General features: G+C 39.9%; 23 protein-coding genes, 1 tRNA gene and 1 riboswitch. Of the genes, 9 read left to right on the forward strand and 15 right to left on the reverse strand.

From position 1 onward, the window contains the following. The first annotated feature begins 239 nt into the window (after window positions 1–239). Complete coding sequence (gene ligD / locus JT739_RS00005; RefSeq protein ID WP_237659053.1) at window positions 240–1,160, forward strand: non-homologous end-joining DNA ligase; 921 nt, start codon at window positions 240–242, stop codon at window positions 1,158–1,160. Here the strand turns inward: ligD and JT739_RS00010 are convergent, their stop codons facing one another. Beyond that, window positions 1,161–1,988, reverse strand: a complete 828-nt coding sequence (locus JT739_RS00010; RefSeq protein WP_237659054.1) for a Ku protein — start codon at window positions 1,986–1,988, stop codon at window positions 1,161–1,163. It abuts the gene before it with no gap. Between the two features lie 253 nt (window positions 1,989–2,241). Between JT739_RS00010 and JT739_RS00015 the strand changes: the two genes are divergently transcribed. Both JT739_RS00015 and purE read left to right on the forward strand, forming a co-directional pair. After that, entirely contained in the window at window positions 2,242–3,384 is a 1,143-nt protein-coding gene (locus tag JT739_RS00015; RefSeq protein WP_237659055.1) for a 5-(carboxyamino)imidazole ribonucleotide synthase, read from the forward strand. A gap of 2 nt (window positions 3,385–3,386) precedes the next feature. Then, window positions 3,387–3,902, forward strand: a complete 516-nt coding sequence (purE, locus tag JT739_RS00020; protein WP_237659056.1) for a 5-(carboxyamino)imidazole ribonucleotide mutase — start codon at window positions 3,387–3,389, stop codon at window positions 3,900–3,902. Window positions 3,903–4,109: 207 nt separating this feature from the next. On the opposite strand, the gene JT739_RS00025 is transcribed toward purE, so the two are convergent. From JT739_RS00025 to JT739_RS00060, 8 genes are all read right to left on the reverse strand, one after another. Then, the gene (locus JT739_RS00025; RefSeq protein ID WP_237659057.1) at window positions 4,110–5,072 is read right to left on the reverse strand and encodes an acyl-CoA dehydratase activase; all 963 of its coding nucleotides are present in this window, start codon (window positions 5,070–5,072) and stop codon (window positions 4,110–4,112) included. Further along, complete coding sequence (locus JT739_RS00030) at window positions 5,073–6,200, reverse strand: 2-hydroxyacyl-CoA dehydratase (RefSeq protein ID WP_237659058.1); 1,128 nt, start codon at window positions 6,198–6,200, stop codon at window positions 5,073–5,075. Continuing rightward, window positions 6,197–7,156: an acyl-CoA dehydratase activase-related protein gene (locus JT739_RS00035; protein WP_237659059.1), complete on the reverse strand. Its 960-nt coding sequence runs from the start codon at window positions 7,154–7,156 to the stop codon at window positions 6,197–6,199. The genes JT739_RS00030 and JT739_RS00035 overlap by 4 nt, the downstream gene beginning before the upstream one ends. 127 nt (window positions 7,157–7,283) lie before the next feature. Beyond that, the gene (gltA, locus tag JT739_RS00040) at window positions 7,284–8,681 is read right to left on the reverse strand and encodes an NADPH-dependent glutamate synthase (RefSeq protein WP_237659060.1); all 1,398 of its coding nucleotides are present in this window, start codon (window positions 8,679–8,681) and stop codon (window positions 7,284–7,286) included. Further along, entirely contained in the window at window positions 8,669–9,511 is an 843-nt protein-coding gene (locus tag JT739_RS00045) for a sulfide/dihydroorotate dehydrogenase-like FAD/NAD-binding protein (RefSeq protein WP_237659061.1), read from the reverse strand. The genes gltA and JT739_RS00045 overlap by 13 nt, the downstream gene beginning before the upstream one ends. 2 nt (window positions 9,512–9,513) lie before the next feature. Then, entirely contained in the window at window positions 9,514–10,353 is an 840-nt protein-coding gene (locus JT739_RS00050; protein ID WP_237659062.1) for an Asp23/Gls24 family envelope stress response protein, read from the reverse strand. A 186-nt stretch (window positions 10,354–10,539) separates the two neighbouring features. Further along, on the reverse strand, window positions 10,540–11,973 hold the full coding sequence (locus JT739_RS00055; protein ID WP_237659063.1) for a stalk domain-containing protein: 1,434 nt from the start codon (window positions 11,971–11,973) through the stop codon (window positions 10,540–10,542). Window positions 11,974–12,104: 131 nt separating this feature from the next. Then, complete coding sequence (locus JT739_RS00060) at window positions 12,105–12,680, reverse strand: DUF2284 domain-containing protein (RefSeq protein WP_237659064.1); 576 nt, start codon at window positions 12,678–12,680, stop codon at window positions 12,105–12,107. Between the two features lie 129 nt (window positions 12,681–12,809). Here JT739_RS00060 and JT739_RS00065 point away from each other — a divergent pair, with 129 nt between their 5' ends. Next, complete coding sequence (locus JT739_RS00065) at window positions 12,810–13,076, forward strand: hypothetical protein (RefSeq protein ID WP_237659065.1); 267 nt, start codon at window positions 12,810–12,812, stop codon at window positions 13,074–13,076. Window positions 13,077–13,140: 64 nt separating this feature from the next. Here the strand turns inward: JT739_RS00065 and JT739_RS00070 are convergent. The 6 genes from JT739_RS00070 to JT739_RS00095 all read right to left on the reverse strand — a co-directional run bounded on the left by JT739_RS00070 (window position 13,141) and on the right by JT739_RS00095 (window position 17,965). Then, a tRNA-Arg gene (locus JT739_RS00070) sits at window positions 13,141–13,218 on the reverse strand. A gap of 51 nt (window positions 13,219–13,269) precedes the next feature. Beyond that, window positions 13,270–14,070 (reverse strand): prolipoprotein diacylglyceryl transferase, encoded by an 801-nt coding sequence (locus tag JT739_RS00075; protein ID WP_237659066.1) that lies wholly within the window; start codon window positions 14,068–14,070, stop codon window positions 13,270–13,272. Between the two features lie 46 nt (window positions 14,071–14,116). After that, window positions 14,117–14,533, reverse strand: coding sequence for a PaaI family thioesterase (locus JT739_RS00080; protein WP_237659067.1), 417 nt, complete (start codon window positions 14,531–14,533; stop codon window positions 14,117–14,119). Window positions 14,534–14,671: 138 nt separating this feature from the next. Then, on the reverse strand, window positions 14,672–16,318 hold the full coding sequence (locus tag JT739_RS00085) for a cobalamin B12-binding domain-containing protein (protein WP_237659068.1): 1,647 nt from the start codon (window positions 16,316–16,318) through the stop codon (window positions 14,672–14,674). Further along, complete coding sequence (locus JT739_RS00090; RefSeq protein WP_237659069.1) at window positions 16,318–17,451, reverse strand: NAD/NADP octopine/nopaline dehydrogenase family protein; 1,134 nt, start codon at window positions 17,449–17,451, stop codon at window positions 16,318–16,320. Before JT739_RS00090 ends, JT739_RS00085 begins: the two co-directional genes overlap by 1 nt. 92 nt (window positions 17,452–17,543) lie before the next feature. Then, a riboswitch (cyclic di-AMP (ydaO/yuaA leader) is annotated at window positions 17,544–17,692 on the reverse strand. Between the two features lie 126 nt (window positions 17,693–17,818). Then, window positions 17,819–17,965, reverse strand: a complete 147-nt coding sequence (locus tag JT739_RS00095) for a chromosome segregation protein SMC (RefSeq protein WP_237659070.1) — start codon at window positions 17,963–17,965, stop codon at window positions 17,819–17,821. A gap of 201 nt (window positions 17,966–18,166) precedes the next feature. Between JT739_RS00095 and JT739_RS00100 the strand changes: the two genes are divergently transcribed. From JT739_RS00100 to JT739_RS00120, 5 genes are all read left to right on the forward strand, one after another. Beyond that, window positions 18,167–19,258 (forward strand): D-alanine--D-alanine ligase family protein, encoded by a 1,092-nt coding sequence (locus JT739_RS00100; protein ID WP_370642526.1) that lies wholly within the window; start codon window positions 18,167–18,169, stop codon window positions 19,256–19,258. 264 nt (window positions 19,259–19,522) lie between these two features. Beyond that, window positions 19,523–19,858, forward strand: coding sequence for a rubredoxin-like domain-containing protein (locus tag JT739_RS00105; protein WP_237659072.1), 336 nt, complete (start codon window positions 19,523–19,525; stop codon window positions 19,856–19,858). Window positions 19,859–19,869: 11 nt separating this feature from the next. Beyond that, window positions 19,870–20,028, forward strand: coding sequence for a rubredoxin (rd, locus tag JT739_RS00110; protein ID WP_237659073.1), 159 nt, complete (start codon window positions 19,870–19,872; stop codon window positions 20,026–20,028). A gap of 58 nt (window positions 20,029–20,086) precedes the next feature. Then, the gene (locus tag JT739_RS00115; protein WP_237659074.1) at window positions 20,087–21,295 is read left to right on the forward strand and encodes an NAD(P)/FAD-dependent oxidoreductase; all 1,209 of its coding nucleotides are present in this window, start codon (window positions 20,087–20,089) and stop codon (window positions 21,293–21,295) included. A gap of 116 nt (window positions 21,296–21,411) precedes the next feature. Next, window positions 21,412–21,903 (forward strand): VanZ family protein, encoded by a 492-nt coding sequence (locus JT739_RS00120; protein WP_237659075.1) that lies wholly within the window; start codon window positions 21,412–21,414, stop codon window positions 21,901–21,903. The last annotated feature ends 43 nt before the right edge of the window (window positions 21,904–21,946 follow it).

Below are 21,946 nucleotides of genomic sequence, written 5' to 3' on the forward strand. Positions count from 1 at the left end.
TAATTTTACAATTAACCTATAATATTTTATTAAATCCGCTTTTGTAATGTTATCATCAGGCCACAGCTGTTTAGAAAGATTTGTGAGTTTGAGCTTTTCATCTTCTAATAATATTTGAGGCACACTACCACCTACATATCATTATATGATAATTTGATTATACGTTAAAGTATTAGTATTTGAAAAATGCAGTAAACTAAATTTGAATTGAAAAGGAAAAAGCTAAAAAGGTGATTTTTATGGTGAAACCCTTTGTTCCTTTTTTGCCCATGGAACCAATAATATGCCGCGAACCCTTTGATGATGCAAATACCGGCTTTCAAGTTAAATGGGACGGTGTAAGAATATTGGCACATCTAAAAGGCGGCCAGGTCCAGCTCTACAACCGCAAAAAAACGGTAAAGACTGCTCAATACCCTGAAATTGCCCACGCATTAAAATCCCTTATTAATCAGGATATTATTTTAGATGGAGAAATGGTTGCATTAAAAGACGGCAAACCGAATTTCCTCCAAATAATAAGGCGAGATTTTGCCACGGATTCAAGCACAATCAGGTATCTTGCTAAAATAATTCCGGTAACATACGTGGTATTTGACATTGTGTTTTATAAAGACAAAGACCTTACTTCATATACCTTTAAAGCTCGAGATGAACTTTTAAAATCCCTTATTCCTTCAAAAGACCCCATCGCTATAACTGACACCGTTTACGAATCCGGCACTGCATTTTTTTCAGTGGTCAAAGAAGCAGAACTTGAGGGTATTGTCGCAAAAAAGCTGGACAGCCCTTACCGAATCGGTAAAAAAAGCTCAGATTGGCTCAAAATCAAAAACTTTAAGCTTCTGACTGCCGTTATAGGCGGATTTGTCGCCGAAGGTAGAGAAGTCAGGTCTTTATTGTTGGGTGTATTTCAAGACCGTGATTTTGTATATGTGGGAAGAGCTGGCAGTGGTCTAAATTATAAAACGTCCTCTTTGCTGTTTGAAAAACTAAATCAAATAAAAACCAACTTTTGTCCCTTTAGCCGGCCCTTTCCAATCGACAAAAAGCAGCTAATATCGTGGGTAAAGCCAAGTATTGAAGTAGTTGTTGAGTACATGGATTTTACCGATGAAGGCTTAATTCGTCACCCGGTAATAAAGCAAGTCATATCCTAATCACTCGCCTCCGGCAACTTTCTTCTTAGCTTTACCCTTAGACGACCCCTTTGTCTTTTTGGCTTTTTCAGCAAGTTCCAGACTTGCCTTTAAGGCTTGCATTAAATCTACAACTTTTTCTTCTTTAGCTGGCGGTATGCTTATCTCTTCTCCCTCAACTTTTGCCTGTATTATGTCAATTAGAGCTTGCCTGTAGTCATCCGTGTATTTTTCCGGTTGAAACTTTGTAGACAAAGATTCTACAAGCTGTACGGCCATCTTTATTTCATTTTCATGCAGCTTCGCCTCCGGCTGTATTGGCACTTCTTCCACCTTTCTAATTTCATCTGGGTAAAACATAGTTTCCATTACCAGATGTCTCTCGCCATAAGGCCTAATGCACGCGAGGCTCTGTTTTGAGCGTATAACCACCTTGGCAATGGCTATCTTACCCCCTTCCTCCATGGCCTTTCTAAGCAAAATATAAGCCTTCTGTCCGGTTTCTTCCGGCCCTAAAAAATAGGTGTGGTCAAAATATATAGGGTCAATGTCAGTCAAATTCACAAAATCAATTATGTCAATTGTCCTTGTAGTTTCATCGGGTATGCTTTCTAAATCTTTATCCTCTATAATTACATATCGCCCTTTTTCAAACTCATAACCCCTTGCGATCTCATCATCTTCTACCTTCCTATTACAGGTTGGACACACTTTTTGGTAGTGAATAGGTGTCCCGCACTCTCGATGTATTTGGCGAAAACTTATCCTCTTATTTTCAGTCGCCGCATACATTTTTATGGGTACGTTTATCAATCCAAAGCTTATGGAACCACGCCACATTGCACGCATTATTTATTTTCACCTCTTGTTTGATTTATATAAAGCAGTGCTATTTAATATTATTGGTAAAACGTCCATCAAATTATAATCATAACTTTGTTTTTTGTGGGAAATATAGTACTACCTGTTGATAACTAGCGAGGTACTTTACTCTAATGGTATCGATAGTTAGTTATCAACAGGTTTTGCTTTTATTAAAAATTTGTCCTAAATTTGTGATATAATACTTTCATAACTAGTAGTTTCGGGAGGTCAATTCCATATGTCGTATTCAATGGATTTTAAAATCGGAATAATCGGAGGCGGTCAGCTTGGGAAAATGTTGGCACAGGCCGCAAAAAAATTAAATTTTCACGTAAGCGTATTAGACCCTACTCCCCAGTGCCCAGCTTATTCCCTTGTGGATAACCAAATAGTAGCTGGATTTTACGATGATGACAAAATTCGCGAGCTTGTAGAAAACAGCGATATTACAACTTTTGAAATTGAGCATATAAGCACTAAGGTGCTTAAACAGCTTCAGGATATGGGGCATAAAATATATCCTTCCCCTGAAGTTTTAGAAATTATACAGGATAAGGCAAAACAAAAACAGATGTTGGATAAGCACGGCATACCTACCGCCCGCTGGACTTTAGTAGAAGGCAATATAGCCGAAACAGCACGCAAATTTGGCATGCCCACAGTTCAAAAAGCGCGCAAAGGCGGCTATGACGGCCGCGGTGTTTTTGTAATTCGAAGTCCTAAAGACATAGAACATGCCCTTCAATGTGAATCTTTCCTTGAAGAATTGGTCCCTGTAGAAAAGGAACTGGCAGTAATGGTAGCAAGAAGCATTAATGGAGAAATAAAGTGCTATCCCGTGGTGGAAATGACTTTTGACAGCAGGGCAAATATCTGCGATGATACTGTAGCTCCTGCCCGTATTGAAGAAAACATCAAAAAAGAAGCTGAAGATTTGGCCATCAGATGTGTTAAGGCATTAGACGGTGTGGGTATTTTTGGTGTGGAAATGTTTTTGACAAAGGATAAGAGGGTTTTGGTTAACGAAATAGCTCCAAGGCCACACAATTCCGGACACTACACCATTGAAGCCTGTGTTACATCTCAATTTGAACAGCACTTAAGGGCTATCACCGGTTTGCCATTAGGTTCCACAGAACTCATAATGCCTGCAGTTATGGTAAACTTGCTTGGAGCGGAGGGCTATCAAGGTAAACCGTATTTTGAAGGGGTAAATGAAATCCTTAAAATTCCGGGAGTTAGTCTACATATCTATGGGAAAAAGGAAACCAAACCTTTCAGGAAAATGGGTCATGTAACCATCGTAGATAAAAGACTTGAAGATGCTTTGGATAAGGCAAAGATAGTAAAGCAAACAATAAAAGTAATTTCGGAGGGATAAAAATGAAGGATAAGGCTCTGGTAGGAATCATTATGGGAAGCGACTCGGACCTTCCCGTAATGCAGGAAGCCGCAAAGGTTTTAGAAGAATTTGGCGTAAATTATGAAATAACCATAGTATCAGCTCACAGAACTCCTGACAGGATGTTTGATTATGCGAAAAATGCCCAGTCAAGGGGAATTGAAGTAATTATAGCCGGAGCAGGCGGTGCCGCCCATCTTCCGGGCATGGTAGCAGCTATTTCCACCCTTCCTGTCATCGGAGTGCCCGTTAAAACATCGAGCTTAAACGGCCTTGATTCCCTACTTTCCATAGTTCAAATGCCAGCAGGAGTTCCGGTAGCTACAGTAGCAATAAACAACGCAAAAAATGCAGGCCTGCTGGCACTTCAAATCCTTGGAATCAAGTACCCTGAAATTCAGGAAAAAATACAAAAATACAGGGACAATATGAAAGACCAGGTATTACATAAAGCCGATAAACTCGAAAGCGTGGGATACCAAAATTATTCTAAGTAGCGAAAGTTTACATAATTAGAACCCCTCTCCACAACGCCATCGGAGATTCTTTCGGTTCCATGGAACCCTGCGTTACACTTAAGAACTCCACCCGACAGCGAGTCAAATTAATGTCGGGCCGAGAACCTTCTTGTTTTACAATAAAACAGCTGCTGCAAAGGCAAAAATATCGTTGCAGCAGCTGTTTTGGCTTTTAAAAGCATCAAACTATGCCACGGTGCTGTCTACTACCTTCCACTTGTTGCACCTATCCCCCCAACGGGCAATAACTTTGCCTTCCATTTTGATATTTACCACTTCACAATGATTGGGACATCCACTGCACTCAAAGCTGTCAGCTGTAAAGTTTATGTCAGAAATGCCAAAACCTTTAAAGCTGGTATTGGAAACTTTAGCATCTTTAGCCAGCAGTGCCGCACCAAGGGCACCCATTACATTATAATGCTTGGGGATATATATCTCTTGTCCAAGGGCATCTTCAAAGGCAGCCTTCATACCAGCATTAGCCGCAACTCCACCTTGGAAAACTATTCGAGGTCTGATTTCTTTGCCCTTGGCGATATTGTTCAGATAGTTTCTTACCAGAGCTTCACATAAACCGCGGATAATATCTTCAGGTCTGTGGCCTAACTGCTGTTTATGTACCATATCCGATTCCGCAAAAACCGCACAACGGCCTGCTATGCGGACGGGGTTCTTTGATCTTAATGCGTAATTTCCAAATTCTTCGATGGGAATATTTAATCTATTGGCCTGTTGATCCAGAAAGGAACCGGTTCCGGCTGCACACACAGTGTTCATGGCAAAGTCTGTGACCACACCATCTCTTAGAATGATAATCTTAGAATCCTGGCCCCCTATTTCAAGGACCGTCTGCACATCCGGCACTTCACGCAATGAAGCAACGGCATGGGCTGTTATCTCATTCTTAATTACATCAGCACCTACAATAACACCCGCCAGGTTTCGACCGCTGCCTGTAGCGCCCACTCCTTTTACCTCCCAGGCGCCTTTATTCCTTGATGCTAATATCTTCATGCCTTCCTGGACCGCTCTTATGGGATTGCCCTGGGTTCTTATATATATAGATTCTATCACATTTTCGTCTTCATCGATTAACACAAGATTGGTACTTACAGAACCTACATCAACACCTAAATAATGTGCCAATTAAGCCATCTCCTTTGCTATTTGTGGTTTTACCGTAAAAGACTTGGTTTGGTTGCGCTTGGCCATCAGCAAATCCACAAATGCTTCTAAGCGAGTTCTAAGGCCTTCTTTTCCCGTTTGCTCATCAAGACTAATCGTCAAAAAACCTATTCCATGTTCTTTACATACCTTAGGCAAAATGCTTTTTGCCACGATTTCAGGTATACACGTAAAAGGCGAAAGCTGAATTACTCCATCGAAACCTCTTTTGGCAAAAAGTATTGCATTGCCCACGGATTCTCTACCGTGACCGCCGCACATTTCCTTAAAGTAGGGTGCAGCTGTCTTTTTAACATTGCGCTCGCCGGCCATGTGAAATAGGTCCAGCACCGCATTGTATATGGTATACTGGGAGAGAAACATGGACCTTTCTACATAAACTCCCAGTTCTCCCAGCATCTCTTCGATTTCCAAATTTGAAGAAGGCTCAAGCAAAACGTAGATTTCCCCTACTATGCCAATTTTTATTGGGTCAGAATCCCTTTTTTGTATACCATCGTATAAAAGTTCACATTCCCTTTCTATTTCCGGTAAATCCCTGTACTTTTCTGCAGACGCTATAAGCTCCACACACTTTTTGTAAACTCTAGTAGCTTCACCTTTTTTAATTTCCAAAGGCCGTATTTTATGAGATAATCGCTCAACCTTATCAAGGAGCACTAACTGCTTCCAGACAAATCGAGTGATGCTAATATAATCTTTCAAAGTAAGGGGCGCATTTATCAACTTTTTTATGCTTTGGAGCAAATCTTTAAAGTGCCTTCCCGGTGGTTCTAATGTAATCATCTCAAATTCGTATCCCAAATCCTTCAATATCTTTTCCTGTAGAGTAGTGTAGAGGCCAGCCCTGCAAGGCCCCACACCGCCAGATGACACGAGAGTATTTGCCCCTGCTTCAAGACACTGAACATATGTCCCCAGGACAATTTTAAAGGGATAACAGGCAAACTCAGGTGCAAATTTAGTCCCCAGGCTTATAGTTTCTTCAGTTGGCTTTGGAGGAACTACTACTTCGTTTCCAAAGGCCTCAAGCAAATTTTTAAAGGGAATGTAGGACGTTCCCATATAAGGAAATGAAACCTTTCTCATGCCAATGCCGCCTCTTTCTTCGCTTTTTTAATTTTTATCATATCTACAAATGCTTCAAGTCTCGTATTTAGGCCTTCCTGACCTGTATGTTCATCAATGGTAACCGTAAGGAACGGCATCTTATATTTTTTTGCATCAATTTCCATTAACTTGTCTACTATAAAGTCCGGACCACAACCAAAGGCTGTGACGTGTATTATACCGTCAACACTTCCATTTTCAAACAAGCTATAAGCTGTCCTTATGACTTCATTGCTGAAAGTCCAGAATAGGTTCTTTCTGAGCTTGGAAGCCTGTTTTTGTTTTTCTTCTTTTGCAAGCATTTCCGGAGTCACTACATATACTCCCATGCTAATGAGCTTTTTTATAAGATCAAGGCTTAAATAGGGATCATATAATATATATGGATACCCCACCACTGCAAGAGATACATTACTGCTCTTTTTTTGACTTGCAATTCCTAAGGGCGGAATACCGCCTTGCAAGAATTGAGATGCATAATTCTTTAAGCTATTGCAAGCCTTTGAATATGCAATATAAGCCCTGAAGAATCCTTTTTTGAACTGCTTTGCCAACTTGATGCAGAGCTTAAAAAGTTCAAATCTGCTCTTTTTTAAATCGATCCTCACTTCCAGCATATTTTTAAATTTAGGTATGGAACAAATCACCATATCAGGTAAACCTAAAAACTTGGGACAAAATGTAGCTTCCCGATTTACACTTACAAGCCTTGGCACAAAAACATAATCTACGCGATTCATGAGATTTTTTACATGCCCGTGAAAGAGCTTTATAGGAACACAAGCATCGGTAATAGTATCCTGAATGCCCATGTCCATAATTTCCTTTGTGGTTTCATCAGAGACTACCACCTCTAAACCCAAATTTTCGAAAAAAGTCCTGAAAAAAGGGTAATATGCGTAGTATGACAGTGCTCTGGGAATACCAATTTTCATGCTATCTCTCCTCTAGGCTGCAATCGTCACAATATAATTTACTTGAAGGAACTTGATCTTAGCATCAATTTATAAAGGACGGAATATGTGGATACATGTTCCGCCCTTTTAAAGGATATAGTATCATTTATTTGTTCTGCAAATATTCGTGGATAGATTGAGCGGCCTTTTTGCCGGCACCCATAGCCAAAATAACCGTTGCGGCTCCAGTAACTATATCTCCTCCGGCCCAGACTCCTTCTTTTGATGTCTTACCGTTTTCATCCGTTTCTATATAACCGTACTTATTGAGCTTTATGCCTTCTGTTGCCTTGATTAGCAGCGGGTTGGGACCGGTGCCAATTGCAATGATAACCGTATCCATATCAAGGATAAATTCAGAGTCTTTTATGGGAACGGGTCTACGGCGCCCTGATGCATCGGGTTCTCCAAGTTCCATTTGAATACATTCAATACCTTTGACCCAGCCGTTTTCATCTCCAATTATGCGAACAGGATTTGTTAGGAATTTAAAAATGATACCTTCCTCTTTGGCATGCTCAACTTCCTCTTTTCTGGCAGGCATTTCCTCTTCTGAACGGCGATAAATGATGTAAACCTCTTCGGCACCCATTCTAAGGGCCGAACGAGCAGCATCCATTGCCACATTTCCTCCGCCTACTACAGCCACTCTCTTGCCAACTTTAACAGGAGTGTCGGTTTCTGGGAAGTTATATGCTTTCATCAGGTTTATTCTCGTCAAGAATTCGTTAGCTGAGTAAACTCCCAGATAATTTTCACCGGGGATATTTAAAAACTTTGGCAAACCCGCACCGGTACCTATAAACACAGCATCGTAGCCCTCTTTTTCTAAAAGATCATCTACCGTTAGGACCTGGCCCATAACCATATTGGTCTTAACTTCTACTCCCAACTTTTTTATAAATTCTACTTCTTGTTTCACGATAGCTTTAGGCAGCCTAAATTCAGGTATGCCGTAAATCAACACTCCGCCCGGTTCATGAAAGGCCTCAAACACCGTAACCTCATACCCCAGCTTTGCCAAGTCTCCTGCACAAGTAAGACCTGCTGGCCCAGAACCGATAATGGCAACTTTTTTATTCCGCGATGATGTTTTTTCAGGTGTTTTTATGCCCTGGTTTCGCTCCCAGTCCGCTGCAAACCTCTCTAAGCGTCCTATGCCTACCGGTTCGCCTCTTTTGGCAAGTACACATCTTTGTTCACATTGTTCTTCTTGCGGGCAGACTCGACCACATATGGCAGGAAGGCTATTAGTCTCTTTTATAACTTTAATGGCACCTTCAAAGTCCCCTTCTGCTATATGTTTGATAAAGTTTGGAATTTTAACATGAACGGGACAACCTTCCATACAGGACGGCTTTTTACAGTTTAAACAGCGCTGGGCTTCATTTATTGCATCTTCCGTAGTATATCCCAGTGCTACCTCATTGAAGTTCTTCCTTCGTTCTTTGGGATCTTGCGACGGCATTGGCGTCTTAGTTTTGCTGCGGTTTATTGATGGCATTTGCAACTACCTCCTTCATGTCTGGCTAATGCCATTTTTTCTTCCTCTCTGTACGTCTGAAGTCGCTTTATCAGTTCATCAAAATCCACTTTATGGCCATCAAAAGCCGGCCCATCAACGCATGCAAATTTGATCTCTCCTCCCACGGTTACCCGGCAGCATCCGCACATGCCAGTGCCGTCTACCATTATGGGATTGAGGCTCACCATAGTAGGAATGCCATAAGGTTTTGTTATTTCAGCTCCAATTTTCATTAATACGGGCGGTCCTATGATGATAATTTCGTCAAATTTCTCGCCTTGTTCCAGAAGTTCTTTAAGCACTACTGTGACAAAACCATGCCTGCCTTTTGAACCATCATCAGTGCACACAAACATCCTGTCACTTACGGCTCTTACCTCGTCTTCCATTATTAATAAATCAGCATTTCTAGCTCCGATGATGCTAGTAACTTCTATACCTTTTTGTTTAAGGAGTTTCAGTTTAGGGTAAAGTGGCGCAACTCCCAATCCTCCGCCTATTCCTAAGACCTTTTTGTGATTCGGAAAATCTACCGGTTCTCCCAGAGGCCCTACAAAGTCAGCCAAGTAATCCCCAGCCTTAAGGGTGCCCAATTCTTTAGTGGTTTTGCCGACTTCTTGAAATACTATGGTTATAGTGCCTTTCTCTCTATCAAAGTCTGCAATCGTTAGGGGAATTCTTTCACCACCTTCTTTGATGCGGAGAATGACAAATTGCCCAGGCTGCGCTTTTTTAGCTACTAGTGGTGCATCTATTACGAATTGTTTGATAGATGGTGCCAAATCTTTCCTCTCTAATATCTTAAACATGTCTAACCTCCTATACTTTTGAGTCTTTCATTAAAATATATGTTTTTGGCTATAATGTTTACTTTTAGAACATTCAGAGCGGTCATGTGTTCAATTACTTGAGCCACTTTTTCCTGAACCTGTTTTAGTACCGGCGGCAATGATATTCCATATAGCACTGTAAGCTCAAGCTTAAGTACCACACCGCTTTCATAGTTTTCAATATAAACTCTCCCACCGGGACCGATTCCTGGCACCTGGCGAGCGGTATATAATGCAATCTGACTTATGGTAGTATCGTTTATGGTATATTTTCCCATATAGCTATACGTAGGTCTAACGACGGATTTCTCCTCCAACAGCTCTAATGGTTTTCCTTTTATTTCTCGAAATATCCTCATGGGGTCTAAAAAATATCCGGAAAAATCCTTTTTAATTTCAAGTGTAGGAACCGGAATTACGTGTTTACCCTTGCTTTTACGCACCATCTTTGCCGTATTTATTTCATGTGGCGTAGAAACATCTTCTATCCTAATAATAAGTTCGGGGAGAGGTATATCAAGTGCCTTACATATGGCATTTATCATAGAATCCGATGTACCTAAAATTAAGAGGCTATCTACCTTCATCTCAGAAAGCTTGCTTTTAACCTCAGTAGCATGAGCAGGATCATAAAAAATAGCTCGCTTAATCGCGCCTAAGCGGGTTGATTCTCGTTTTGCTGAATAACCTGCCAGCACCCTATTTTCATGTATTAAAAGACCGTCATCAATAATAAATCTTGCACCGTTTTGCCTTGCAACCTGCTGCGCTTTATGGCTTTTGCCCGTACCGCTCTTGCCTACGAGAGCCAGGACCCTCACACCTGCACCTCCGGATGGGTATCTTGTATTTAATTTATTATAGCATTTTTTATAGGTTTTTGTATACTTTTGGTGTCCTATTATATTTAAATTGTTTAATTAGTTCATAAAATCAAAGATTCCTCTCTGGTGCCGGAAATCTTTGTTTCACAAATAAAGAAAAGACCCAAAAAGAATTGGGCCTTTTTATTCATTATTAAGTTTTACAGGACTAAAGTTGTTAAGTAAGGTATCCCAAAAGGAAGGAGTGGAATAGCCCAATCTCCACAGAGCTACGCCTTTTAACCCTTTTTGAATTACCATTTTTGCTTTTCTATCTACCGAATAGTTGCTTTCCATCCATATCTCATGGGTCGCTCCATTTTCATCAGTATACTTTCCGTAAAAGAGGCCTGACTTTTCATCAAGTTGAAGACTAAACCCGTACTGCTTGGCAAGCTCATCTGCAAATTTTAAATAAGTTGCGCCGTTGTTTTCTAAAATAACAGCACTCTTACCTGAAGGCCCCCAGTCATATCCGTAATAGCCAATGCCAAGGACCACCTTTTCTGCCGGAATTCGGGCAATAGCGTAATCGACTACTTCTTCCACCCAATCAATTCCTGACTGGGGCCCTGGTGTACTGGGATTTTTATCATAAGCCATGAGCACTACAAAATCAGAATTTCGGCCTAATGCAGCATAATCATATCCCGGCCACCAATCAATCCTCTCGGTTTTTACAGGCAAAGAAATGCTTAAGCTTTTACCTCTTGCCTTTAGTTCGTTATAAAGGACACTTGTAAAATTATTGTAATTATCCTTATCAGCTGCCTTTAAATATTCAAAATCTAAATTTACGCCATCATAGCCTTCCCTTTCAACAACAGTAAGTATTTGATTTACAAGGCGTCCTCGTGATTCTAAAGTGCCCAATACTTTTGAAAGTTTAACTGAATCACTTTCAAATAAAAGCATTTGAATCTCAATGCCACTTTCTTTGGAAAGGCTAATTACCTCATTATACCCTTCAGGTACGCTTATATAACGCTTATTATCCCTATCCGTCAAATTCCCGTTTTCATCTAAGGTATACCATTTCACTGCAGTAGATGACATTTTGTCAAGATTTGCAATAAAATCCTGATAAGACTGAGAATAGTAATAGCCCAGTATGTATTTAGAAGGGATGCCATTTGTGTTTATCAGCACAGTTCTTGCCGCATTATCCCAAGAAACTGCAGCCCCAAAGGCTTCGCTAAAAAACCTGATAGGCACTAAAGTTCTATCGTTTTTAATTATAGGAGGCGTGTCCAATTTTATAGGTACTTCATTCACATAGGCTGTTTTATCACCTATTTTGAGCAGTACCCTTATATCATTTTTATACGCTGTAACAGTCCGCGTTTCTTGATCCCACTGAATTTCTGCCCCTAGTGCCTCACTAATCTTTCTAAAAGGAGCAAGTGTCCGGTCGTTTTCAATAATTGGCGGTACATCAAAGTCCAAGTATTTGCCGTCAAGTAAAACCCTTACATTAGCCGCAGCAAAACAGGGCTTTGCAGGTATAAAAGCTGTTAATATGAACAAGACAGCAAAAATACTTACAAGTAAATTTTTCCCATTTGACCCAATTCTCATGTTTCTCCCCTTCCCAGTAAGTCTTGTTCCTTTTGCACTTCAAGTTTAATTATAAGTAATTTACAAGTACCCTTTCAACAAAAAGCGGCAAATTTAATACAAATGTAATACTTATGTAACAATCGTAATAATCACGCAAGCAAAATCAGACCTGTCCATACAACTTCTTGCGGTGAAAATACTATTTCAAGCCCAACCTTGTTACAGGTTGACAGCACATCTATTCCCATAGCTTCCATAGATGGCCTTGCCTTTTCTCGATTAACGCATCTTGCGCTAGTATCTTTTTCTGCAGGACATGCGGTACACAATTTGCAGGAACCTCCTATTAAGCCGGCAGCAAAGGGAAAGCCAAGGCCGAAGGCTTCTTTTTCTAATTTGTAAATAATATCATGAAGCTTTAATGCCCATTGATTGGTTTCCGGTTCCCAATTGACCTTGTCATTGACAGTACCCGTGAGCTGTACCAAAAGTGCCATATAATAACGGGCAAGGACCTTTTTAAATTCATCTACGCTAAGGGTATAGGGCGGACACATAAACCGTTTTCCATAATCTCTACATCCAGAATAGCTGCATTGATACCTTACTCTTTCGTCCACTACAATGTCCCTAGTGTGAATCAGCTTTGCTGAAGTTACATGATTATAAGATAGAGCTGAATTCTGAAGCTCTTTCGCCTTTTCAACTTCCACTAAAAAATCCATGGGACTTACTCCTTTCTTAACTTTTCAATTCTTCAGTCTAATTATACCTTCACCATGCGCTCCAGCGCAATGGCACAATTTATTATAACTCTTCATACTATGTATTAGCCTAAAGAAAGGAGTGATTTAATGAGCGATAAGCCGACTACCCAACAAGTTTTTAGAAGGCGCAGATTCAGCTTCCTGTTCATTTTCCGCATATCTCCAGGATTTTTCGTAGGTTTTGTCCCCAGGAGGTTTGCCATGTCTTCCTCCGGCTACGGTCCCGACTTTGATTTCGATAGCGACTACGATTTCGGCTACCAGGATGACGATTTTTGCATTCAGCGCATAAGTGAACAGGAATATATGTTTTTGAGAAGAATTGGCATCCCCGAAATGAACGTGATGATGTAAATATAAAGAGCATCGCAAAATTTTCATATTTTGCGATGCTCTAGTATTTTCAACATTATAAAAATGGTGCGCCTGGAGGGAATCGAACCCCCGCAAAACCCGGCTCCGGAGGCCGGTGCTCTATCCCCTGAGCTACAGGCGCAATAAAAAACTCTATTAAAATGATAACTCAATTTTAGCTCCAAGTCAATGTTTAGCCCTTATCACTCTTATACATATTATGAGTTTTTGCAGGAGCCGCTAATTTATCTCCGCCTGTAGTTTTATACATGTAATATGCAATACCTATCACTAAAGGCGTAAACCACTGAGTCAATGTGACTAAACCTAGACCCCAGCGAGGATTTACGTATTCAATTACAAATAATGGATTTTCTCGCACCGTTTCTTCTATTAATGCGCGGAGCAACTGATGATACCATATAAAAGACCAAAACTGATATCCTGTAGGTACGCCTTTTCTTTGAAGATAGAAGAATCTAATAAGCAGTATGACGCCGATAGATGACCCTATAAGCTGAGCTGGCCATCTACCGAAGGAAAACTGTGTCATCCGACCCAGCACTTCCTGATTGAAAATATTGCCAATGCGTACTATGATATATCCGAAAGACAAGCCCACCACAGCCCAATCAGCAAGAACATTAGGATTTACTCCATTCTTTCTGCAGTACATCCAGCCTGCCCAAAGCCCACCAAGAAGGCCGCCATGCCAGGCCAGGCCGCCTTCCCACACCTTTATTACATTAAATGGTTCTGTAATAAACCACTCCGGATAATTACTCAGCACAAATACAAGCCTAGCTCCCACTATGCCTGCAACAATAACAATCATAGCCAGATTTAATATGAAGTCCTCATCAAGGCCAATATTTTTTCCCATTTTTAACAGGTAGTAGGAACCTACCAAAAAAGCCATAGCCATAAATATACCGTACCAGTGTACGGAAAAAGGCCCCAATTTAAAAGCAATTGGATTTAAGTCAAGAACCATGCAAAAACCTCCACTTCATTCGTTTATGTCAACTTACACTTATTTATCAACTTTGTCCAAAATAGGTTCCGAGACTTTTTGCAACAAGTTTCTCTCCGCTGTAAACCTGACTTTCCGCAATTATAAGTGTTCTGCCTTCTTTTACAACTGCCCCTTTGGCAATCAACTTCTGGTCTATGCTACCCGGTGATAAGTAATTGAGTTTCATTTCAACTGTTACAGGTACTATTCCAAGGGTCATCACGGCAAAACCCATGGCAGAGTCACAAAGGCTAGCAGTAACTCCACCGTGTACGATCCCTAGACCATTTGCTAAATCTGGTTTTGGGTCTAGTTCTAATTCAATACTACCCTTTTTCGCTTTTATAATTTTTATGCCCAGTTTTTTATTAAAAGGAGCCTGAACAGCTCTTTCTAAAATTTCATTGAAAACTGTAGCATCTTCAGTTTTGTTGAATACCATAATTGCCTCCAATGAAAGACTTAAGTTTTTGCAAATAATTTCTTCATTTTTATATGGTATCAGAACAGTATTATAAAAACAAGTGAAAATCGGCATTGATTAAGAAAAAAACCGGCTTTGCCGGTTACTCATTTACAATTACACTGTATGACATATTTTGTTTTGGCTCAGTATTCTATCGATGCGCTCTTTTTCGGAAATTACTCGTTTTTCATTTTCATCGTAGGCATATAATGCTCCATCCACCAAACGTGTAACTAGTTTTCCACAAGCAGCTTCGTTTCCTCTAAGATGCGGTGCATCAAGGATTCCTGTTTTTACAGCTTTTGCGAGGACAGCAGGATCGGTTAGAGGATCATCTACATTGGCACCAAGTGATTTTATAGCATTTAACGTAATTTGTGCTTCCTCGATAAGCTGATTTTTCCTCTCCTGTACTTTTGGATCCTGGGTAATATCTACAGCCCCCAGCATCACATTTCGAATAACACCGCGCACTATCTTGCAGCTTTCTATGACATCTTGAGCGGTTGCTGCATGATGAGCTTCACAATAACCCACCACATGATAGATGTGTGGCTTTATAGCCATGGCTAGTTGACATGATGCCGCAAGCTGACCTTTGGCTTGATTAAGATCTGCAGGCAAACTTGCAATACCAGCTCTCGCCTGACGGTACACTGTGAAGTTTTCGTCCTGCAGACTTTCTATCAGTTCAATTTTGGCCAGCATCTTGGCCAAGTCCATTGCCGGGGATATTGATGGCGGAACATTAAACATATACTGGGCAACGTAATCTTTAACTCCCATTTTCTTAGCATTGTAAGCAGCTAAATATGCCGTAACAACACCTATAGTATCATGAGCGTCCCTTAAGCTCCAATGGTGGGATTCATTGACCTCTACCGGTATATTACGCTCACCATGCCATTTCATGACCTGCTGGTTTTCCCTGATGGCCTCCTCTACAGTACGAGGTCCTCGCCTGTCTAAAACGCTATACCAATACAGAGGAACAGCACACCAGGCGTTGTTAATTGTATCCTTTAGAAGCTGAGCAAAGGGAATAAGATTTTTCGTTCCGCTATAACAGCGAAGAATTGGATAATTACCTCTGCGTGAAGCCTCATAAAGGGCTTCAAAATCTTCCCGACTTCTAAGCGGAACTCCACCTGCCCCGTCCAATCTATGATCCATTTTATCCTGCTCGAAAAAGTGTTCCTGTGCATTTTGGTCAGGAGCCACGGATATTACATCCAGAACTTTAGATTCAGCCACTTCCTCGATGGCAGCTATGGTTTCCTCTATGCTAGGTAAACCTATATGATGGCGCAATACCGGGTAAGGATATTTTGACCATATCCTTGAAATCAAATCCTGCGGATAGTCATCACTTTTTGTAAAAGTCTTCCCTTTCAAAAATCCAATAACCTCATCCGGATCCTCGGTTCCATCAAAGGTAAATGAAAAAATACCGCTTTCTTTGGCTACTTGTGCAGTAGGCTCGGTGCCACCAAAAACCCACTTTATATCATTTAAGCCTAGCATATCAATCTTTTCTTTCAATTCAGCCAAGACTTTTTTAAGAGGCTCCGGTGTAAGTCGATAGCTTACACCAACATAATGGGGTTTTTCTTGCCTTACGGCCTCTAGCAATTTATCTATAGAAATGGCCGCACCTAAAAACTGTACAGCATATCCTTCCTTTTCGGCTAAAGACAAAAAATTCATTATCCCTGCAACGTGAACGCAATTACCTATCGAGGCGGCAATTACTTTTTTCATTATGCCACCACCTCCTCATTCGGTTCCAGTGTGGTAGTGTACTCTCCAGTTTCGGCAAACTCAATAATTTGATTAGCGGACATATCTTTTAGACCCAACTTTTCTACGGTTCTGCCTTCTTCAAAAAAGTTTCTGCCTGTCATTATATTCGCCAGTCGAATTATAGTGTCAATTGACGGAGTTTCGATTCCAAGACTCGAAGCAATGGATGAAATTGGTACTAAGCTGCAAGGAACATCCTCATATATATATCTGGTATCCAAACCTTTAGGAGCTGTAAGTCCTCTATAACCCGGATTGTTTTGAATAGCTTCATAAATGGAATTACCTTTGGCCCCGTAAGAATCTTCCAACCACTGTCTCGCTGAGACAGCTTTTACGCCTAAAGCAGTCGCAACCTTCATCCGTTCAGAGTCCAGCCTTTCTAGCATTTGACCAATAGATGGTGTTATGCCTTCTAGATAATATTCAAAAGTCTCTCCTCGTTCAATATGACCGCTGTTGAGTAAAGTAGGTGCTGGATGGAAAATGGCACCAAAGTTGTTTAGGCTGGTTTCCATTACGTTCATGGCCGGGGTAAATTGAGGATAAGCCCCTGATAAAAGTCGTATGACTTTATGTGTAAAGATGGCCGGAATTGCAGCAAGAGCAACTTCATGCTTTACACTAAATATCTTCGCACTTCTCGGTCCTGTGGCTCTACATGCATAAATAAAGGTTTGGGCTTCTGCAACAACTATATTCTTTTTACATCCACTGCTTCGCAATGTTTCATAAACCTCTAATGCTCCACCGGTGCGGCCGGGGTTTAAAACTATAATCTGACCTTCCTCTAAGTGAGGAGCCATCAATCGAGCTAGCTCATAATGACTAGTGGCAGGAGTAGTAACCATTATGATATCCGTATCGCGTATAGCTTCACCTATGTCGCTTGTGACTTTATTTAACCTACCTGAACCTTCTACGGCGCCAGTCAAGTCAATTGTAGGGTTGTCTATTAGGCTTTGGATTTTGGCCTGGGTTCTGTTATAAAGATTTACTAAAAAACCCTTATAGGCCAGGTAACCTGCCATAGCCAATCCCCCATTGCCTCCACCTATTACCGCAAAACGCACATCCATAGGACTTATCATCACAACACCCCTCCTTTAACGTATTTTGGGACAAAATTAAAGCTATGGAGATCCATAGCTTTGGTGCAAATTTGTACAGCACACATCGCTAATAACCTCCTCTTCTCACGCCTGCGGGGTTAGCTGACGGATTCGGGCCGAAGAGTAGCCCTACCCCTTGATAATAATATTCAAAGGGATTCACCCCAAAATCGGGTCCCCCGCTTCTTTCTTAATAGAAAGAATTAAGCGTTCTCAGGTTTTTTTGCAATTAATTTTAACATATTATCGATACAGCTGTCAATTGCGCAACAGCTTGTCTTGACAGTTTTTTAGCGACTTTTTTTCAGATATTTTTCGTCATTTGTTGACATCGAGGTAGCCCTGATTAGGCACCTTTTTTTAACTCATCAATTTGTTCCTCAATTTCCATAATTCGAACCAAAAGTTTTAATCTGTCACCCTCGTTACGGGTCCACTGATTCAAAAGTCCTTCTCTTTCCAGTTCGAGCATCGCTATCCGATCTCTTGTCATCTCTTCACCCCTCCTGTTACTGATAATGCAATTCAATATCATCGGCAAGTATATTTTATTTCTAAATTATCAAAAAGTCAATACATCATGCTGCATTTTGTTTGTGATGATACTTTTTTTATACTATAATGAATATAAATTAAAAGATAATGTGTTAATACTTCCCTTTTCAGTTTATGCGAATTCGAAAGGATGGTTATAGTGGAAAAAATCAAAGTTGGCGTTATTTTTGGCGGCCAATCAGGTGAACATGAAGTTTCATTAATGTCTTCTGTGTCGGTTATGAAAGTAATGGACAAAACAAAATACGACATTATTCCAATAGGTATAACCAAAGAAGGCAACTGGAAACTTTTTTTGGGAGACATTTCAAAAATTGAAAATGGCAGCTGGGAACAAGAAGCAGTACCTGCTTTAATTTCTCCTGACCCAGCTTCCAAATGTATAATAACACTTAAGGACGGCAAAGAGACTCGTTATTACCTTGATGTGGTTTTTCCCGTTTTACATGGGCCTCGCGGAGAAGACGGCACTGTGCAGAGTATTTTTGAGATGATGAATATTCCTTATGTAAGCTGTGGTGTCGCATCTTCAGCTATTTGTATGGATAAGGTGTTTTCAAAAAAAATTTTGCAGCAAAGCAACCTGCCTGTTGTGGATTATAAGGTATATTATAAAAAAGAATTACAAACTAATCTGACCGAAATCATTTCTGAAGTAGAGGTTTCCTTAGGTTACCCTTGTTTCGTTAAACCTGCCAATCTAGGTTCAAGTGTGGGTATTTCCAAGGCAAAAAGTAGAGAAGAATTAAAAGCTGCGCTTTTGCTAGCTGCAGAATATGATACAAAAATCCTTGTTGAAAAATTTATCGATGCACGAGAAATAGAATGTTCAGTTTTGGGAAATGACGCACCGCGTGCTTCCCTTCCTGGAGAGATCATTCCAAGTCGGGAATTTTATGACTATGCTGCTAAATACCTGGACGGTGACAAATCAAAGCTGTTACTTCCCGCTCCGCTTTCTCAAAAGGACATTGCCACAATTCAACAACTGGCAATTGAGGCCTTCAAAGCTTTAGGCTGCTCCGGTATGGCTAGGGTAGATTTTCTCATGAGCAAAGTCTCTGGCAAAATATATATAAACGAGCTAAATACAATCCCTGGTTTTACAAAAATAAGTATGTATCCTAAAATGTGGGAGATATCAGGTCTTTCATACGGTGCTCTGATCGACGAGCTAATTCAATTAGCCATTGAGCGCCACAAACAAAAAAATGAGTTGAAACTAGCATAGAGATAAGCTGTTTCACATTTGTCCAAAAATTGGCATGTTTTCTTCCGATTTTTGTTGAACATATCACATGCCAATTTTAGACTTTTTTTACTTTATTTATTTATCTTGACAGTTAATAGTAATTATCGTTATAATTAAAATGTAATTGACTTATTTAGGCAATACTCAATCAAAACCTATCGATTTCTACAATTATTATGTTTTATCATATTTATGAATCTTTTGTAAGGGTTTAGTATATTATAATAAAGGAGGTTATCTCTAATGTCAAAATGGCAATGTGGCGTATGTGGCTACATATTTGATGGAGATGAGGCACCCGAAAAATGCCCAAAATGCGGTGCGCCCAAAGAGGAATTTGCAAAGTTAGATGAAGAAACTGCCTCCAAGATTGAGAGATCGAGATTTACCAATAGCCTGCATATTGAATTATTTACCTTGCTTGAAAAAGTAAAGGAAATCAGCGAAAAAGGTATCAAAGACGAGCTTGATCCTCCATGTGTAAAATTATTTGAAGCAGCCAAAGCTTATGCTGTGGATATTCAACAGCGCATAAAAGCTGAACTTAAAGGTCATATGAGCAAAAATAAATGGGGGTAAGGAGGACAAACATGAAAAAATGGGTTTGCACTATATGCGGATACGTTTATGATCCAGAAGTGGGTGATCCAGACAACGGAATCGAACCAGGCACTCCTTTTGAAGATCTTCCTGATGACTGGGTTTGCCCCGAATGTGGTGTAGGTAAAGATATGTTTGAAGAAGAATAGTTCTAAGGCCCGATACATCGGGCCTTATTGTGTCTAATAGAAATATGGAGGATGAACAATGAATCCCATTGTTATTATTGGTAATGGCATTTCTTCGGTTGCTGCTGCTGAAGCCTTCCGCAAGCATGACAAGGATACCCCAATTGTCATATTCGGCGATGAACCCTATTACGCTTATTACCGCATTCGGCTATCAGGTTTAATTGGCGATACCCCTAATTTAGATAAACTATATATTCGAAAACCTGAATGGTACCGGGATCTCAATATAAAAGTGAATCTTAACCAGAAGGTGATTAGCATTGACCCGGCTAATAATGAGATAACTCTCGAAAACGGCAATACATTTTACTTTTCCAAATTGCTAATAGCCAGCGGAAGCAGCCCTTTTGTCCCTCCAATTCAAGGGAAAGAGCTTGCCGGGGTATTTTCAATACGATCTATGGATGATGTAATAACATTTAATGATTTCATCAGCGATAAAACGCAAGGCGCCGTAATCGGCGGAGGTCTTCTTGGCCTAGAAATTGCCTGGTCTTTAGCAAAAAAAGGTAAGAAAGTACATGTAATAGAAGGAGCCCCCCACATACTCTTTAAACAACTGGATGAAACTGCTGCTGAAATTTTAACGGATTTAGGCAAAAAGGCTAATATAAACTTTATTGTACAAGAACAGTTAAACAAAATATCGGGAAAGGAAAAAGTTACAGATATTCAGTTAGGTAATGGAGAAACTATTCCAGTTGAATTTGTGGTATTTGCTACGGGTGTAAGATCAAACATTGATTTTGTTAAAAATACTTCCATACAATCGGCACGGGGTATAGTAGTAGATGAATACATGCAAACCTCAGTCAAAGACATATATGCGGCCGGTGATGTTGCAGAATACAAAGGTCAGGTCTACGGCATCTGGCCTGTTGCTCAAGAACAGGGAAAAACAGCAGGTCTTAATATGGCAGGTCAAAAGATTTCATACAGCGAAGTTGTTCCCTCAAATTATTTAAAAGTATTTGACGTAGAAATATATTCCATTGGTGATTTATGTAAAGACGGCAAACCTCACGATACAATTAAAAGCTATAGCAACAACATCTACAGAGTAGTGTTTTTTAAAGATAATATTCCCGTAGGAGCGATTCTTTTCGGCGATGTAAAACCTGCCATTAAAATCTCAAAAGCTATTAAAGCTAGAACCAAGATTTCAGATAAAATCATAAAAAGTCAAGACTTTGAAGGCTTCCTTAAAGAATGCGATGGCAATTGATGCCGCCATTATATCTTTTTAAATGGATGAAATAAAGTGCTATTGTTGCGAGTTTTAAAGAAAGATGAAGAGTGTATTTATAGAATTATGTGTGGTAATATATGGAGGAGCAGCTAATGAAGACTAGGAAAAGAAAAATTGTGGTTTGGATTGTTTTTGCTATATATTTGGCATTACTGATAAAAGTTATACTTTTAAAATATCCAATGTCTATGATAAAACATATCTTAAATAGTTCTGAAATTTCATCATTAAGTTTTAGGATAGCCCATAGCAACTTTATACCATTTAAAACTATTCTAGAATATCTATCTAAAAGCCAAAACATGAGAATCTCAGTGAAAAATATATTAGGAAACATTGTTGCATTTGCACCATTCGGTTTTCTGTTATCATTACTTATCGGCAGGATTAATAAGTTTAAATCCATAATATTAAGTGCATTTGTTCTAAGTTTAATGTTTGAAATCATTCAACTATTAACCGCGATTGGCACATTTGATGTAGACGATATTCTTTTAAATTTGTTAGGTGCAGTATTGGGCTATTTATTTTATCAAATCTTTATGCGTTTTATTAAAGAAAATAAATATTATTATACCGTATAATTTATATTATATAATCAAAAGCTGTAGAACAAATTAATAAATG

This window comes from Tepidanaerobacter sp. GT38, assembly GCF_021991635.1.
Taxonomy (GTDB): Bacteria; Bacillota; Thermosediminibacteria; order Thermosediminibacterales; family Tepidanaerobacteraceae; genus DTU063.